Source organism: Streptomyces chattanoogensis (assembly GCF_001294335.1).
Taxonomy (GTDB): domain Bacteria; phylum Actinomycetota; class Actinomycetes; order Streptomycetales; family Streptomycetaceae; genus Streptomyces; species Streptomyces chattanoogensis.
The window spans coordinates 211,053-225,582 of record NZ_LGKG01000068.1 but is presented as its reverse complement, the minus strand read 5'-3'; the positions used below and the strand labels follow the sequence as shown (position 1 = coordinate 225,582).

The 14,530-nt window shown below is 71.4% G+C and carries 15 protein-coding genes and 1 tRNA gene; 8 read left to right on the top strand and 8 right to left on the bottom strand.

Annotation, left to right across the window (positions count from 1 at the left end):
* The first annotated feature begins 205 nt into the window (after positions 1 to 205).
* A complete protein-coding gene (locus tag ADL29_RS10005; protein WP_053923309.1) occupies positions 206 to 481 on the top strand; it encodes a hypothetical protein in 276 nt (91 codons plus the stop codon).
* A gap of 94 nt (positions 482 to 575) precedes the next feature.
* Positions 576 to 2,402, top strand: coding sequence for a glutamine--fructose-6-phosphate transaminase (isomerizing) (gene glmS, locus ADL29_RS10000; RefSeq protein WP_053923308.1), 1,827 nt, complete (start codon positions 576 to 578; stop codon positions 2,400 to 2,402).
* 345 nt (positions 2,403 to 2,747) lie between these two features.
* On the opposite strand, the gene ADL29_RS09995 is transcribed toward glmS, so the two are convergent.
* Entirely contained in the window at positions 2,748 to 3,269 is a 522-nt protein-coding gene (locus ADL29_RS09995) for a universal stress protein (protein ID WP_046927917.1), read from the bottom strand.
* 366 nt (positions 3,270 to 3,635) lie between these two features.
* On the opposite strand from ADL29_RS09995, the gene ADL29_RS09990 reads away from it, so the two are divergent.
* The 4 genes from ADL29_RS09990 to ADL29_RS09975 all read left to right on the top strand — a co-directional run bounded on the left by ADL29_RS09990 (position 3,636) and on the right by ADL29_RS09975 (position 6,382).
* Positions 3,636 to 3,941, top strand: a complete 306-nt coding sequence (locus ADL29_RS09990; RefSeq protein ID WP_053923307.1) for a hypothetical protein — start codon at positions 3,636 to 3,638, stop codon at positions 3,939 to 3,941.
* Between the two features lie 349 nt (positions 3,942 to 4,290).
* A complete protein-coding gene (locus ADL29_RS09985; RefSeq protein WP_053923306.1) occupies positions 4,291 to 5,574 on the top strand; it encodes a GlxA family transcriptional regulator in 1,284 nt (427 codons plus the stop codon).
* 5 nt (positions 5,575 to 5,579) lie between these two features.
* Positions 5,580 to 6,200 (top strand): oligoribonuclease, encoded by a 621-nt coding sequence (gene orn / locus ADL29_RS09980; protein WP_046927915.1) that lies wholly within the window; start codon positions 5,580 to 5,582, stop codon positions 6,198 to 6,200.
* 106 nt (positions 6,201 to 6,306) lie between these two features.
* Positions 6,307 to 6,382, top strand: a tRNA-His gene (locus tag ADL29_RS09975).
* Positions 6,383 to 6,435: 53 nt separating this feature from the next.
* Here the strand turns inward: ADL29_RS09975 and ADL29_RS09970 are convergent.
* A complete protein-coding gene (locus tag ADL29_RS09970; protein WP_046927914.1) occupies positions 6,436 to 7,089 on the bottom strand; it encodes an NAD(P)-dependent oxidoreductase in 654 nt (217 codons plus the stop codon).
* A 132-nt stretch (positions 7,090 to 7,221) separates the two neighbouring features.
* On the opposite strand from ADL29_RS09970, the gene ADL29_RS09965 reads away from it, so the two are divergent.
* Positions 7,222 to 8,148, top strand: coding sequence for a helix-turn-helix domain-containing protein (locus tag ADL29_RS09965; RefSeq protein WP_053923305.1), 927 nt, complete (start codon positions 7,222 to 7,224; stop codon positions 8,146 to 8,148).
* On the opposite strand, the gene ADL29_RS09960 is transcribed toward ADL29_RS09965, so the two are convergent.
* The 4 genes from ADL29_RS09960 to ADL29_RS09945 form a co-directional block, all read right to left on the bottom strand.
* Positions 8,063 to 8,788 (bottom strand): HAD family hydrolase, encoded by a 726-nt coding sequence (locus tag ADL29_RS09960; protein WP_053923304.1) that lies wholly within the window; start codon positions 8,786 to 8,788, stop codon positions 8,063 to 8,065. The two genes, ADL29_RS09965 and ADL29_RS09960, sit on opposite strands and share 86 nt — an antisense overlap.
* A gap of 104 nt (positions 8,789 to 8,892) precedes the next feature.
* Positions 8,893 to 9,951, bottom strand: coding sequence for a chitinase (locus ADL29_RS09955; protein ID WP_053923303.1), 1,059 nt, complete (start codon positions 9,949 to 9,951; stop codon positions 8,893 to 8,895).
* Positions 9,952 to 10,311: 360 nt separating this feature from the next.
* Positions 10,312 to 11,718 carry a sensor histidine kinase gene (locus ADL29_RS09950; RefSeq protein WP_053923302.1) on the bottom strand — a complete coding sequence of 469 codons (1,407 nt, stop codon included), beginning with the start codon at positions 11,716 to 11,718 and terminating at the stop codon, positions 10,312 to 10,314.
* Positions 11,715 to 12,407 carry a response regulator transcription factor gene (locus ADL29_RS09945; RefSeq protein WP_211274279.1) on the bottom strand — a complete coding sequence of 231 codons (693 nt, stop codon included), beginning with the start codon at positions 12,405 to 12,407 and terminating at the stop codon, positions 11,715 to 11,717. Before ADL29_RS09945 ends, ADL29_RS09950 begins: the two co-directional genes overlap by 4 nt.
* A 108-nt stretch (positions 12,408 to 12,515) precedes the next feature.
* On the opposite strand from ADL29_RS09945, the gene ADL29_RS09940 reads away from it, so the two are divergent.
* Entirely contained in the window at positions 12,516 to 13,064 is a 549-nt protein-coding gene (locus tag ADL29_RS09940) for a hypothetical protein (RefSeq protein WP_107094926.1), read from the top strand.
* Positions 13,065 to 13,126: 62 nt separating this feature from the next.
* On the opposite strand, the gene ADL29_RS09935 is transcribed toward ADL29_RS09940, so the two are convergent.
* Both ADL29_RS09935 and ADL29_RS09930 read right to left on the bottom strand, forming a co-directional pair.
* Positions 13,127 to 13,591 carry a VOC family protein gene (locus ADL29_RS09935; RefSeq protein WP_053923301.1) on the bottom strand — a complete coding sequence of 155 codons (465 nt, stop codon included), beginning with the start codon at positions 13,589 to 13,591 and terminating at the stop codon, positions 13,127 to 13,129.
* Between the two features lie 74 nt (positions 13,592 to 13,665).
* Positions 13,666 to 14,526, bottom strand: a complete 861-nt coding sequence (locus ADL29_RS09930; RefSeq protein WP_053923300.1) for a spermidine synthase — start codon at positions 14,524 to 14,526, stop codon at positions 13,666 to 13,668.
* Positions 14,527 to 14,530 lie beyond the last annotated feature (4 nt).

The following is a 14,530-nucleotide window of genomic DNA, read 5'->3' as shown; positions in this document are numbered from 1 at the left end:
CGCGAGCGGTGGGCACAGCGGGTGTGATCTGCGCGGTGTGCCTGGCATGTCCTGCATGGCATGGAGCGACCGAACGGTGACCATGCGTACCGTGAGCCTCGTACACGGTCAAGGTTTAGACCACTTTTCGGGCGTCATTGCTGAGACTTGCCCGATAGCGGGCAGATTTCTTGCGAATCCCGGCGCCGCCCCGCAGTATCAACGGGTGCTCGATCGCCGTTCGTCCCACGAGGACCTTGTCGACCACCTGGTGCGCAGCACGCCGCTACAGCGCGGCGAGGCCGCCAGGGTGGTCCTGGACGTGCTCGCGTACTTCGACGAGACCACCGAGGGGTTCGTCCGCCGCAGACACCGCGAGCTGCAGTCCCAGGGGCTGCGCAACGAGGCGATCTTCGAGCGGATCTCCCACGAGCTGCCGCATCGCGCCGTGACCCCGCCGGCCCTCTCGATACGCCAGCTGCGCCGCCTCGTCTACGGCTGAGACGCCGGACGGAGCGGCCGGGCACACCGGAACAGATCAAGAACGCAGGACACAGGAACGTCCGTCACCACGATTCACTCGGAGGTCGCTCTATATGTGCGGGATCGTCGGCTATATCGGCAAACGCGATGTTGCTCCGCTGCTCCTCGAGGGGCTGCAGCGTCTGGAGTACCGCGGCTACGACTCGGCGGGCATCGCCATCCACGCCGGCGGCGCCGGCAAGGCCGCGGGCCTGAAGACCGCCAAGGCCAAGGGCCGGGTCCGTGAGCTGGAGTCCCGGCTGCCCAAGCGGTTCGCGGGCACCACCGGCATCGCGCACACCCGCTGGGCCACCCACGGCGCGCCCACCGACGAGAACGCCCACCCGCACCAGGACGTCACCGGCAAGGTCGCGGTCGTCCACAACGGCATCATCGACAACGCCGCCGAGCTGCGCGCCCGGCTGACCGCCGACGGGGTGGAGTTCGCCTCCGAGACCGACACCGAGGTCCTGGCCCATCTGATCGGCCGCTCGAAGGCCGAGAAGCTGGAGGAGAAGGTCCGCGACGCGCTGCGGCACATCGAGGGCACCTACGGCATCGCCGTCCTGCACGCCGACTTCACCGACCGCATCGTCGTCGCCCGCAACGGCTCCCCGGTCGTCCTCGGCATCGGCGAGCACGAGATGTTCGTCTCCTCCGACGTCGCGGCGCTGGTCTCGCACACCCGCCAGGTCGTCACCCTGGACGACGGCGAGATGGCCACCCTCAAGGCCGACGACTACCGCACGTACACCACCGAGGGCTCCCGTACGACGGCGACGCCGGAGACCGTCGAGTACGCGGCCGAGTCGTACGACCTGGGCGGCCACGACACGTACATGCACAAGGAGATCTCCGAGCAGGCGGACGCGGTGGACCGCGCGCTGCGCGGGCGGATCGACGACCGCTTCTCCACCGTGCACCTGGGCGGCCTGAACCTCGACGCCCGCGAGGCGCGCGGGGTGCGCCGGGTGAAGATCCTGGGCTGCGGCACGTCGTACCACGCGGGCCAGATCGGCGCGCAGATGATCGAGGAGCTGGCCCGGATCCCCTCGGACGCCGAGCCGGCCTCCGAGTTCCGCTACCGCAACCCGGTCGTGGACCCCGACACGCTCTACGTCGCCGTCTCCCAGTCCGGTGAGACCTACGACGTGCTGGCGGCCGTCCAGGAGCTCAAGCGCAAGGGCGCGCGGGTACTGGGCCTGGTGAACGTGGTCGGCTCGGCGATCGCCCGGGAGACCGACGGCGGCATCTACGTGCACGCCGGCCCCGAGGTCTGCGTGGTCTCCACCAAGTGCTTCACCAACATGGTGGTCTCCTTCGCGCTGCTGGCCCTGCACCTGGGCCGGATCCGCGACCTCTCGGTCGCGGACGGCAAGCGGATCATCGAGGGCCTGCGCAAGCTGCCCGGCCAGATCGACGAGATCCTCAAGAGCGAGGAGGACATCAAGAAGCTGGCGAAGCAGTACGCGGACGCCAAGTCGATGATGTTCATCGGCCGGGTGCGCGGTTACCCGGTGGCGCGCGAGGCCTCGCTGAAGCTCAAGGAGGTCTCGTACATCCACGCCGAGGCCTACCCGGCCTCCGAGCTCAAGCACGGCCCGCTGGCGCTCATCGAGCCCGCGATGCCGACCGTGGCGATCGTCCCCGACGACGACCTGCTGGAGAAGAACCGCGCCGCGCTGGAGGAGATCAAGGCCCGCCACGGCCGCATCCTGGCGGTCGCGCACCAGGAGCAGGAGAAGGCCGACCACACCATCGTGGTCCCGAAGAACGAGCCCGAGCTGGACCCGATCCTGATGGGCATTCCGCTCCAGCTCCTCGCCTACCACACGGCGTTGGCACTGGGCCGGGACATCGACAAGCCCCGGAACCTGGCAAAGTCGGTCACGGTCGAATAATTCCGCCCGTTCGACCGAAGCGGTAATTGAGCAACCCCCGCGGCGAGCAACCACCTCCGCGAAAGCGGCGCCGGTTCAGGCGCAAAAGCAGCTGCGTCGCGTGCGTGCCACCTTACGCACGCGACGCCGCTGCCTCCCCTGTGCCGGCGTTGCCCATACGCCGGCGGGATGCCGCCACCCCGGAGACCGTCACCTCCCGGTGGGCAGCACGTCGGTGCCGCGAACCATGTGACGGTCTTTTACCCCTCACCCGGGTGCAATCCACCTCTGCGGGCCGCCGGCCGTGCGGGCTGCCCACAATCCTCATGACGCCCCCTCAACTGTGCGCAAGCCGAGGAGAAGCGATCAGGGGATGACGATCACCGGGCGCTGCGCACGCCGCGCCAGCCGGCCCGCCACCGAGCCGAAGATCCGGCCGACGAGGCCATGGGTGGACCCGACCACGATGGCGTCGGCCTCGTACTCCCGGCCGACCTCCTCCAGCTCGTGGCAGATGTCCCCGCCGCGCTCGACGAGGATCCAGGGGACCTCGGAGAGGTGGTCGGCGCAGGCGAGCTCCAGCCCCAGCACCTCGGTGCGGTGATCGGGGACGTCGACGAAGACCGGGGGCTCGCAGCCCGCCCAGACGGTCGTCGGCAGCCGGTTGGCCACGTGGACGATGATCAGCCCGGAGCCGAAGCGCCGCGTCATACCGATTGCATACGCCAACGCGCGTTCGCTCGACATGGAACCGTCGAAGCCGACCACGACGCCGTGGCGGAACGCGGGGTCGCAGGAGCGTCGGGTCTCTTCCGCCGCTTCGAGGTCCGCCATCGGATCGGCGACCTGCTTGCGGTCCGCGGGTTCGGGGAATTCGTGACCGGCCATTGGTGTCTCGGCGAGGACGTCCTCTTGCGGAGGGGCGAACGGGGAACGGCGATTGACTTGATCCGGCAGTTGACTGAGCTGGCTCGATCGCGGAGCGGGAGCCATAGTTCAATGAGGAACGATACGACTGGGAATCATCTTCCCAAGCCGATACCCCAAGAGTACGGCGCCACTCCTCCGCTGCCCAGATCCCGCCGCAGGCGCGGGGCGCCCGCCGAGGGGGGTCAAGGGCCTCGAACGTTCCCCGGAGCATGCCGGAGCGTGGCGCCGATGGCAATGCCCCGCCCTGCCCCCGTACGTACCCATCGCGGTGACCCATGATCGCCCGCGGCGTTGTAGTACCTGCCCGCCGGAAGGGAGCCCGCGATGCCCGCGCCGTCCAAGAGATCACCCGACTCAGTGAGCGATGTGGTGCGCTGGGGCGCGTTCAGCTGTGTCGTGGTGCCGTGCGTACTGATCATGAGCGGCGGCTCGGTCGGCGGCGCGGCCGGCGCGGCCGCCGGTCTCGCGGCGGTGACCTGTGCCTCCCGCGCACTGCTGCGGCAATCCGAACGGACCGCCGCCAGAGTCCGGGTCCGCGAGGTCGGACGGCACCGGGACAGAAGCGGACGTATGGGACCTGGGGCGCACGGAAGCGGTCGCCACTGCGACCGGCGTACGCCGGTCAATTGAGACGCCCGCAAGTGTGCGCGCGACCGTTTTCAGCCAACTTCTAGCCGGGATCCACCCCTTGCCCCCACCACCCCCCAACCTGGGTGTGAGCAGGGAGGAAAGGACCGCTGGGCATGGTTGTGCCCTACTGCGAACGGGCAGAGCCGAGACGCGTACTTCCCATGCAGGCCTGACGAGTGGAACGCTTCGTGATCGAATGCTTCGCGCCAAGTTGCCATATCGACATACCAGCGGGTGGTGAACTTGGCACTCCATCCTCACGGGACACAGTAGATTCGATCTTGGTAGCTATGGCGGGGGAACTGTGCAGGACCGCGAGGGCGAGACGACCGAGGGGGGCTTAAGTGCCATGAGCCAGGACTCCGCTGCCGTACCAGATGCCGCACGCAAGCTCGCCGCACGACGACGCCGCGAAATAGTCGCGGTGCTCCTCTTCAGCGGCGGCCCCATTTTCGAGAGCTCCATTCCGCTCTCGGTCTTCGGCATCGACCGACAGGACGCCGGCGTTCCGAGGTACCGGCTGCTTGTGTGCGCCGGCGAAGATGCGCCTTTGCGCACGACCGGGGGGCTCGAACTATCCGCGCCTTACGGGCTGGAGGCGATCGCCCGCGCCGGGACGGTCGTCGTACCGGCCTGGCGATCCATCACCCAGGCCCCGCCGCCCGCCGCGCTCGACGCGCTGCGGCGCGCGCATGAAGAAGGGGCCAGAATCGTCGGGCTGTGCACGGGGGCGTTCGTCCTCGCCGCGGCCGGACTGCTCGACGGCCGTCCGGCCACCACTCATTGGATGTACGCGCCGACGCTCGCCAAGCGTTATCCGTCCGTCCATGTGGATCCCCGTGAGCTCTTCGTCGACGACGGCGATGTGCTCACCTCCGCGGGGACGGCGGCCGGTATCGACCTGTGTCTGCACATCGTGCGGACCGACCACGGCGCCGACGCGGCCAACGCGCTGGCCCGCCGACTCGTCGTACCACCGCGCCGTACCGCCTCCGATATGGGGCACCAGCGCTACCTGGACCGGTCTTTACCAGAAGAGATCGGCGCCGACCCGCTGGCCGAGGTCGTCGCCTGGGCGCTGGAGCACCTCCACGAGCAGTTCGACGTGGAGACCCTGGCCGCGCGCGCCTATATGAGCCGCCGCACCTTCGACCGGCGCTTCCGTTCCCTTACGGGCAGCGCTCCGCTGCAGTGGCTGATCACCCAGCGGGTGCTCCAGGCGCAGCGGCTGCTGGAGACCTCCGACTATTCGGTGGACGAGGTCGCCGGGCGCTGCGGATTCCGGTCGCCGGTCGCGCTGCGCGGCCACTTCCGACGGCAGCTGGGGGCCTCGCCCGCGGCCTACCGTGCGGCCTACCGCGCGCGCCGGCCGCAGGGCGGTGCTCCCGAGCCCGCGCTGCGCCCGGAACGGAGCGAGCGGCCGGAGCGGCCGGGGCCGGTGGCCGGGGGCCCGGAGCGGTTCGCCGCGATGGCCGGTCACGGCGCGGCAGCGGCGCTGGCCGCCGCCGCGGAGGCGGGCGACGCCGGGAAACCGACGTCGGACGCGTTCGCCGCCCGGCTCCCGGAGGCGCCGGTCCCGCGCGGTGCGGGCCGCCCCGTGCTGCCCAGCCAGCGGGAACGCCCCGTAGGGTGAGACGCATGAACGATCGCATGGTGTGGATCGACTGCGAGATGACCGGACTCTCGCTGGCGAATGACGCACTCATCGAGGTGGCCGCGCTGGTCACCGACTCGGAGCTGAATGTGCTGGGCGACGGGGTGGATGTGGTGATCCGCCCTCCGGCCGAGGCACTGACCACCATGCCGGAGGTGGTGCGCGCCATGCACACCGCCTCCGGCCTGCTGGACGAGCTGGACCGGGGTACGACGCTCGAGGACGCCGAGGCGCAGGTGCTCGCGTACATCAGGCAGCATGTGCCGGAGCCTGGGAAGGCCCCGCTGTGCGGGAACTCCGTCGGCACCGACCGCGGCTTTCTGCTGCGCGACATGCCGACGCTGGAAAACTATCTCCACTACCGGATCGTCGATGTGTCGTCCGTGAAGGAGCTGGCCCGGCGCTGGTATCCGCGGGCCTACTTCAACAGTCCGGACAAGAGCGGCAATCACCGGGCGCTGGCCGACATCCGCGAATCCATCGCGGAATTGCGGTACTACCGGGAGGCGGTCTTCGTGCCGCAGCCGGGCCCGGACTCCGACACCGCCAGGGCGATCGCGGCGAAGCACGTCCTGCCTGCCGAACCGCAGGCCACACCGGAGTGACGCAGCTCGCTCCCGGGCCCGCGAAACCCGGGAGCGAGCACCCCTCAAGACCCTGTACACTTTTTCTCAGCCGGTGGGGAAAAAGAACCACACAGCACCGGTCATGGTGGGTATAGCTCAGCTGGTAGAGCACCTGGTTGTGGTCCAGGATGTCGCGGGTTCAAGTCCCGTTACTCACCCCACTGTCAAGGCCCCCGACCTCAGGTCGGGGGCCTTGAGTGTTCTCCGGGTGCGTTCAGTAGCCGACGGTGAAGCGCTCGCCCACGTGCTGCGGCCGCTCGATCTCGTCGACGACCGCAACGGCGTAGTCCTCGGCGGAGATCCGGCTGGCGCCCTCGGCGTCGATGATCAGGTCCTCGGTGGCGGTGCGGTAGCTGCCGGTGCGCTCGCCGGGCTCGATGGTGGCGGCCGGGCTGAGGTTGGTCCAGCGGACGTCGGAGACGGTGCGGTAGTAGTCCAGGGCGTCGCCGTGGGCGTGCATGATCCCCAGCAGGAACTCGGGCAGCCCCTCCTTGTCCCAGACCTGCTTGCCGTCAGGAGTGCGCAGCGAGCCGGCGCCGCCGACGGAGATCAGCCGGGGTGCCGCGTCGCCGAGCCCGCGCAGCGCCTCGACCAGCGACTCGGCGGCGGGCCTGATGGTGGCGACATGGCCCTCGGCGCCCCCGCCGCCGACCGCGCTGACCACCACGTCCCGGCCCTTGGCCACCGCGGCGACGGACGCCGCGTCGAGGACGTCGCCGGTGGTGACGGTCAGGTTCGGGTGGGTCGTGGTGATCTTCGCGGGGTCGCGGACGACCGCGGTGACCTGGTGACCGCGGCTCAGGGCCTCGTCCAGGATGCGGCTGCCGATGGTGCCGTTGGCCCCGAAGAGAGCGATCGTGGTGGACATGGGGGTCTCCCAGCTGTGGTGTACGTCCGGCGCTCGGAGCTACCGGACTTCCGCTTTCCGTCAGCGGTTGTGCTGACGTCTTCTACGCTAGGGGCAGGAGCGGGGCATTCCGGGGTAGCAAGGAGACCGGCGATGGTCAAAAAGCGACAGGAACGGCAGGAGGGTGGACGGGCCGTACCGGAGATCCGGGAGGTGGCATTCTCCGCGCCCGCGGGACGGCCCGCCGGTGTCGAGGTACTGACCCTCGCCGAGCTGCGCGACCGCGCGGACGCCTGCCGGCTGTCCACGCCGCACCGCCCCGGCTTCCACCACCTGCTGCTCCTGGACAGCGGGCGGCTGGTGCACTGCGTCGACTTCCGCGAGCACGTCCTCGCCCCCGGCGATCTGTTGTGGTCGCGCCCGGGGCAGGTGCAGCACTTCGGCGATCTGACCGGCGCGGAGGGGCGGCTGGTGCTCTTCGAGGCCGGTTTCCTGGACGCGGCGACCGCCGCTGCGGCCCGGGTGGAGGACTGGTACGGACCGGCCGTACGCCATCCCGAGGGCGCGGCGGCGCGGGCGGTGGACGCCGCGATGCGCGCCCTGCACCAGGAATTCGGCGAGCTGGGCGGGCTGCCGCTCGAGATCCATCTCGAGGTGCTGCGGCATCTGCTGGCCGTGCTCGTCCTGCGGGCCGCGCATCCGGGCGGGCAGCCGGGCGGCGGCGACGGGACCTGTGAGGGGAACGCGACGTATGTGCGTTTCCGGGACGCGGTGGAGCGGGACTTCACCCACAGCCGCCGGGTCGCCGACTACGCCCGTTCGCTGGGCTATGCGCCCCGTACCCTCTCCCGGGCCACCGAGGTCGGGGCCGGGGTCGGTGCGAAGGAGTTCATCGACCGCCGGGTCGTCCTCGAGGCCAAGCGCCTCCTGGCGCACGGCGACCAGTCCGCGGCCCGTATCGCGGACCGCCTGGGCTTCGCCGACGCCACCAACTTCAGCAAGTTCTTCCAGCGGCGGGCCGGGACGACGCCGATCGCGTTCCGGGAGGCCGTACGGGGCGGGGCCGGCGGCGCTGGGTGAGGACCGGGGCGAGGGCGGTGCGCAGATCCCCGACGCCGCGGAAGTGCACGCCCGTCATGCCGAGCGCGGCCGCGGCGTCGACGTTCTCCTGCCGGTCGTCCACGAAGAGGCAGCGGCCGGGGACGGCACCGGCGCGTTCGGCGGCGATCTCGTAGATGCGGTGGTCCGGCTTGGCGATGCCCACCCGGGAGCTGTTGACGACGTGGTCGGCGAGGCCGTCGAGGCCGAGCGCGGCCAGGTCCTCGTCCAGCCATACCGGGGCGTTGGTGACAAGGACGAGCGGGCAGTGCCCACGGACCCGGCGCAGCAGGTCCACGACCGGCTCGTCGGCCCGGAAGCCCGCGTGGCTGAAGGCGTGGGCCAGGGCCTGGGCGCGGTGCAGCGGCACGCGCGGGGTGAGGCCGCGGACGATCGACGCCGCCCACTCGCGCCGGGTGATCCTGCCGAGCAGCAGCGGCAGATCGTTCTCCGGGGCGTAGCCCACCGCCGCGGTGCTGCCGGGCGGCAGCCCGGCCGCCTGTTCCAGGCGCGTCACTTCCGTCATGTCGTAGAAGCGGATCACCCCGTCGAGGTCGCAGAGCACGGCATCGAACGACCGCTCGCGGGGGTGTGGCGGGGATGCTGGCGGGGGCTTCGGCACACCGCACAGCGTAGGAGGCGGGGCGCAGCGGGTGGGGGGTAGGCGCTGCGCCCCGCCGGGGGACGGTGGTCCGGGACCGCCGGTGGCCGGACCGCCGGTGGGGGTCAGCCGGTGTAGGCGCCGAAGGCCGCGGTGAAGGCCAGCGGCTTCTGGTCGATGGAACTGCAGGTGGGCTGGGCGGAGTTGCCGCCGCCGGCGCAGGGCTTGTCGCGGGTGGCGGACCACATCGACAGCCAGCCCAGGTGCTTGGCCCGCGCGAACTTCACCAGCTCGGTGGCGTCATCGACCTTGAAGACCTCGTTCTGCACGTCGTTGACGCCGATCATGGGGGTGACGGCAACGGTCTTCCACGCCGCCGCGTCGCTCAGCCCCAGAGCCTTCTTGACCTGGCCCTGAGTGGCGGTGGCCGCCTTGGTGGCGTACGTACCCATGTCGCCGTCGTAGGAGGCCCCGTAGTCCATCGCCATGATGTTGACGGCGGAGACCTTGACGCCGTTCTTCTTGGCGTCGGCGACGAGATTCACCCCGTCCTGGGTCAGGCCTTCGGGCATGACGGGCAGGGTGAAGGAGACGTCCAGCTTCGGGTGCTTCTTCTGGAGCTGGGCGATGGCCTGGGCGCGGCGGGTGTTGGCCTCGGTGTTGGGCAGCGCGCCGCCCTCGATGTCGAAGTCGACCTTGGTGAGCTTGAACTGGTCGATGACCTTGCCGTACGCGGCGGCCAGCTGGTCCGCCGACGTACAGGCCAGGCCGAGCTCGGAGCCGTTGGCGCCGCCGAAGGAGACCCGGACGTCGCCGCCGGCCTTGCGCAGACCGGGTATCTGCTTGGCCACCGGGTCGTTGCCCAGCTCGCCGGAGCCGCCCCACTTGGGCTCGCAGCCGCCTCCGGAGGTGACGAAGGCGAGGTTGAAGGTCTTCACGCCGGTCTTGTGGGCGGTATCCACCAGGTCGTACGCGGGGGTGAGGGAGGTGTCGACGTACGGGGAGAATCCCGCTCCGGCCTTCGCGGCGGCGCCGCCGGTCTGCGGTGCCTTGCCCGGTGCCTTGTTCGCCATGGCGGAACCGGCGATGGCGAACGCACCGCCGGCCGCAACGGCAACGGCGGCGCCGGTCACGATCAGCTTGGTGGTACGGCTCTTGCGCCGACGGTGTGCCGAGGGGGTCATGGGTGCCTGCCTGTCGTCACGTGGGGGGCTGGGTGCATGGGTGCACTGGGGGTGCATCCGGGTGTGTCCCGCACGCTAGCGGCCCGGAAACGGACAATTGCCGGTATTGGGGCGGTGGTTGGCGGAATTATGGGTGGCTTAAGGACGCGGAAGGGGATGGTTAAGCCCGGGTGGCGGGTGAAGCGCCGGTTCGGGTGCGGCTGGGCAACTCGCCGAACCAGCGGGCGAGTTCGTCCGGCACACCCATGAGGACACCGCCGAGCTGTTCGCGGTGCCCCGCGGCGTCGAACGCTGCACGGTGGCCTACGGGGAGACCGCCGTTCTGCCGCTGGAACCGGCCGGGGCCCGCGACACGGGCGCCTACGCGCCCCCGGCCCGTACGGCCCGCCGCCCCCGGCCGCCGAGCCTGCGCCGCAGCCGGTGGCCGCGGCGGACGCCGTGCTCGGACCGGGCGTCGCCCAGCGCGAGCCAGACACGGACCTCGGTGCCGCCCAGTACGGAACGGCCGATACGGACGTCGCCGCCGGTGGATTCGGCCAGCCGGCGGACGATGTCCAGGCCGAGGCCGGTGGAGCCGTCCCCGCCGCCGCTGTGGCCGCGGCGCAGCGCCGCGTCGGGGTCGGCGATGCCCGGCCCGGCGTCCGAGACCAGCACGATGACGGCCTCCTCGGCGTTGTGGACATCGACGGCGAAGGCGGTGCCCTCGGGGGTGTGGCGGAAGACGTTGCCGAGCATCGCGTCGAGGGCGGCGGCGAGTTCGGGGCGGGCGACGGGGAGGCGTACGGGGCGGTCGGCGCCCGCGATGCGGACCGTACGGCCCTCGTCCTCGGCGAGCGCCGACCAGAAGGCCATCCGGTCGCGGATCACCTCGGCCGCATCGCAGCCCGCCGCGGCGGCCGCCTGCCGGGCGTGGGCCTTCTGCTCGCGGGCGGTGCGGATGATCTGGTCGACCTCGCGCTCCAGTTGGGCGACGGCGGCGCGGGTCTGGTCGGCGGCGGGGGTGTCGCCGAGCGAGGCGGCGTTGAGGCGGAGGACGGTGAGGGGGGTGCGCAGGCGGTGCGAGAGGTCGGCGGCGAGTTCGCGTTCGTTGGCGAGGAGCTGGACGACCTGGTCGGCCATGGAGTTGAAGGCGATGGCGGCGGAGCGCAGTTCCTTGGGGCCGTCCTCGGGGACGCGTACGCCGAGTTGGCCCTTGCCCAGGTCGTGCGCGGCACCCGCCAGCCGTTCGGCGGGGCGGACCATGCGGGTGCCGAGGCGGTCGGCGACGGCGACCGAGCCGATGATGAGCGCGAGGCCGACACCGGCCAGCACCACCCAGGAGGTGGTGACGCCGTTGGTGAGCGCCGCCTCGGGGACGAAGACCTCGACGACGGCGATGCCGGAGGCGACGGCGGTGGGCTGGAGGAGGGAGGAGCCGCCGGGGACCGGCGAGATGGAGGCCCGGCCGAGCTTGACGGCGGCGGCCACGTCCTGCGGTGCGGCCCGCCGGGTGCCGATCTCGGCGGGGTGGGTGCGCTTGCCGCTCGCCGGGACATGGACGCCGATCCGGCCGCCGGAGCCGGTCTCGGCGCTGGCGACGGCGCGTTCGAGCTGCGTGCGGTCGGTGGTGATGGCGAGGACCGGGCCGATGGTTGCGGCCTGGCGCTCGGCGTTGGAGAAGGCGCGGTCGCGGGCCATCTCCTTGACGACGAGGCCCAGCGGTATCGCGAAGGCGACCACGACCATCACGGTGACCGCCAGCGCCACCTTGACCAGGGCCCATCTCACCGCGGTGGCTCCAGTTTCACGCCCACACCCCGAAGGGTGTGCAGATACCGGGGCTTGGCGGCGGTTTCGCCCAGTTTACGGCGGAGCCAGGAGAGATGGACGTCGATGGTCTGGTCGTCCCCGTACGACTGCTGCCAGACCTCGGCGAGCAGTTCCTTGCGGGCCACGACGACGCCCGGCCGCTCCGCGAGGAAGGCCAGCAGGTCGAATTCCCGGCGGGTGAGATCGAGGGCCGCACCGTCCAGTTCCGCCTGGCGGCGCAGCGGATCGATGGACAGGCCGCCCACGCGCATCACCCGGGAGGGCGGTTCCGCACCGGCGCCGCTCGCACGGGAACGGCGCAGTACGGCCGCCATCCGGGCCGAGAGGTGCTCGACGGAGAAGGGCTTGGTGAGGTAGTCGTCGGCGCCGTCGTTCAGCAGCCGTACGATTTCGGCCTCGTCGTCCCGGGCCGTGGCGATGATCACCGGGACATCGGTGATACCGCGCAGCATCTTCAGCGCCTCGGAACCGTCCAGATCCGGCAGCCCCAGGTCGAGAATGACGACGTCGAAGCCGACATGCGCCACCTCGCGCAGCGCCTCCAGGGCGGTGCCGACGCTGCGTACCGTGTGGGAGGCATCGGTCAGATGCCGGATGAGGGCCGAGCGTACGAACTGATCGTCCTCGACGACGAGCACACGTGCCATGGGCGGCACCGTACGCCATACGGGCCGTTTTCTTTACCCGAGGTTGACGCCGGGCGAGGGTGGCGGGCGTCATGAGCGGGCTGCAACGGGGCGGGCCGGTGGTGCAGTATGAGCCAAATGCAACGAGGACTGGTTCACGCTCTGGCCTGGACGCTGGCGACGGGCGCCGCGGTCACCTTGTCGTGGTTCGGCGTGCACACGGTGCTGTCCGGTACGGCCTATGACGCGCCGCGGGCGCTGCCGCTCGCCGACCAGGCGGCCGCGTCGGGGGCCCGGGCGGATGCCTCGCCCCGGGTCTCCTCCACCCACCGGCCCAAGCCGTCCGCGTCCCCCTCCGACACCTCGCAGCCGTCCGCGCCGTCCGGCACCGGCGGCACACAGTCCCAGCGCCCCTCCCCCGCCCCGCCGGCCAACTCCTCGGCGACCGACGGCCGGATCAGGAGCTACGCCACGGCGGGCGGCCGGGTCGTCTTCGACATGGGCGCGCAGTCCGCCGAACTGGTGTCGGCGACGCCCAACTCGGGGTGGGAGATGCAGGTGTGGAAGCAGGACGGGTGGATCCGGGTGGACTTCACCGGCGGCGCGGCGCGTACGTCGGTGATCTGCACATGGAACGGGCATCCGCCGATGGTGCAGAGGAGTGATCACGCCACCTAGGCCCTGGCGATGCCGAGTGGCCGGGCGGGGCCCGGGCGCTGGGGGCGCCGCCCGGACGGGCCTCAGTGCACGCAGAACTCGTTGCCCTCCGGGTCCGTCATCACCACCCACTCGCCGCCCGGTCCCTTGACGTGGTTCCGGACCCGGGCGCCGAGGGCGCAAAGGCGCTCAACCTCCGTGTCCTGCTTGCCCGCAGGGCCGTGCAGGTCGATGTGCAGGCGGTTCTTGGCCGTCTTGCGCTCCGGCTCCGGCACCCGGTTGAAGAGCAGCCGGCGCCCCAGTCCGGCGCCGCTCTCCGCGTCGTACGGGTCGTCGGGATGGCGTACCGCCGCCGCGTCCCGCCAGGCGCGCCGGCCGTGGTGGTCGGTGAGGATCTCGGGCGGGACGGTGCCGAGGCCGAGCAGCTTGCCGATGAGGACGCCGTGGTCCTCCACCTCGTAGCCGAGGGCGGCCGCCCAGAAGTCGGCCTGGGCGTGCGGGTCGTGGGCGTCGACGACGAGCTTCCAATGCAGGGGAGTTGAGGTCATGGTCACCACTCATAGCCCACCGCACTGACACACGGGGACCACGTGGCCGCGGATGCCGGGGTGTCCCCGCCCCGTCAGTCGAACGCCCCGTCCGGCGGAGCCGGTGACGCGATCGCCGTGGCGTCGGTGACCGGGGTCGCGCCGCCGGTGAAGTCCAGCAGCGCCCGGCCGTGTTCGACCCGGCCCGCGTGGGGGTCGCCGGCCGCCCGGCGGGTCAGTTCGGCGACCGGCAGGGTCCGGTCGGAGGCGAGCAGTACGGCGTTGCCGAAGCGTCTGCCCCGCAGGACGGCCGGGTCGGCGGTCAGGCACAGCTCGGGGAAGACCGTACGGACGGTGGCGATCTGGCCGCGCAGAAAGCGCAGCGGCGGCCCGTCGGCGAGGTTGGCCGCGTAGCAGCCGCCGGGCCGCAGCGCGCGGCGTACCTCCGCCACGAATTCGGTGCTGGTCAGATGCGCGGGCGTGCGGGCCCCGCCGAACACATCCGCGATGATCAGGTCCGCCCAGCCGTCCGGGATCTTCGCCAGCCCCGCGCGGGCGTCCGCGCCGCGCACCCGGATGCGCCAGCCGCTCTCCAACGGAAGCCGGCTGCGGACCAGTTGGACGAGCGGTGCGTCGATCTCCACCACCTGCTGGGTGGAGCGCGGCCGGGTCGCGGCGATATAGCGTGCCATGGTCAGCGCGCCGCCGCCGAGATGGACGGCCTGCAGCGGCTTGCCGGGCGGCGCGGCCAGATCGGCGATATGGCCCAGGCGGCGCTGGTAGGAGAACTCCAGGTACGCCGGGTCGTCGAGGTCCACATGCGACTGCGGGGCGCCGTCGATCAGCAGCGTCCAGCCGCGCGGCCGGTCCCGGTCGGGGCGCAGCTCGGCGACGCCGCCGGCCACCGTCTGCGTGACGGATTCCGGGCCGCCGCGCCCCCGCCTGCTCTTTGCCATGCCA

What these genes read in the sequence shown, in the direction of transcription:
- glmS (WP_053923308.1), top strand. Translation starts at nt 576, where the DNA reads ATGTGCGGGATCGTCGGCTATATCGGCAAACGCGATGTTGCTCCGCTG.
- ADL29_RS09995 (WP_046927917.1), bottom strand. Translation starts at nt 3,269, where the DNA reads ATGGCCGGTCACGAATTCCCCGAACCCGCGGACCGCAAGCAGGTCGCC.
- ADL29_RS09990 (WP_053923307.1), top strand. Translation starts at nt 3,636, where the DNA reads ATGCCCGCGCCGTCCAAGAGATCACCCGACTCAGTGAGCGATGTGGTG.
- ADL29_RS09985 (WP_053923306.1), top strand. Translation starts at nt 4,291, where the DNA reads ATGAGCCAGGACTCCGCTGCCGTACCAGATGCCGCACGCAAGCTCGCC.
- orn (WP_046927915.1), top strand. Translation starts at nt 5,580, where the DNA reads ATGAACGATCGCATGGTGTGGATCGACTGCGAGATGACCGGACTCTCG.
- ADL29_RS09970 (WP_046927914.1), bottom strand. Translation starts at nt 7,089, where the DNA reads ATGTCCACCACGATCGCTCTCTTCGGGGCCAACGGCACCATCGGCAGC.
- ADL29_RS09965 (WP_053923305.1), top strand. Translation starts at nt 7,222, where the DNA reads ATGGTCAAAAAGCGACAGGAACGGCAGGAGGGTGGACGGGCCGTACCG.
- ADL29_RS09955 (WP_053923303.1), bottom strand. Translation starts at nt 9,951, where the DNA reads ATGACCCCCTCGGCACACCGTCGGCGCAAGAGCCGTACCACCAAGCTG.
- ADL29_RS09945 (WP_211274279.1), bottom strand. Translation starts at nt 12,407, where the DNA reads ATGGCACGTGTGCTCGTCGTCGAGGACGATCAGTTCGTACGCTCGGCC.
- ADL29_RS09940 (WP_107094926.1), top strand. Translation starts at nt 12,516, where the DNA reads ATGAGCCAAATGCAACGAGGACTGGTTCACGCTCTGGCCTGGACGCTG.
- ADL29_RS09935 (WP_053923301.1), bottom strand. Translation starts at nt 13,591, where the DNA reads ATGACCTCAACTCCCCTGCATTGGAAGCTCGTCGTCGACGCCCACGAC.
- ADL29_RS09930 (WP_053923300.1), bottom strand. Translation starts at nt 14,526, where the DNA reads ATGGCAAAGAGCAGGCGGGGGCGCGGCGGCCCGGAATCCGTCACGCAG.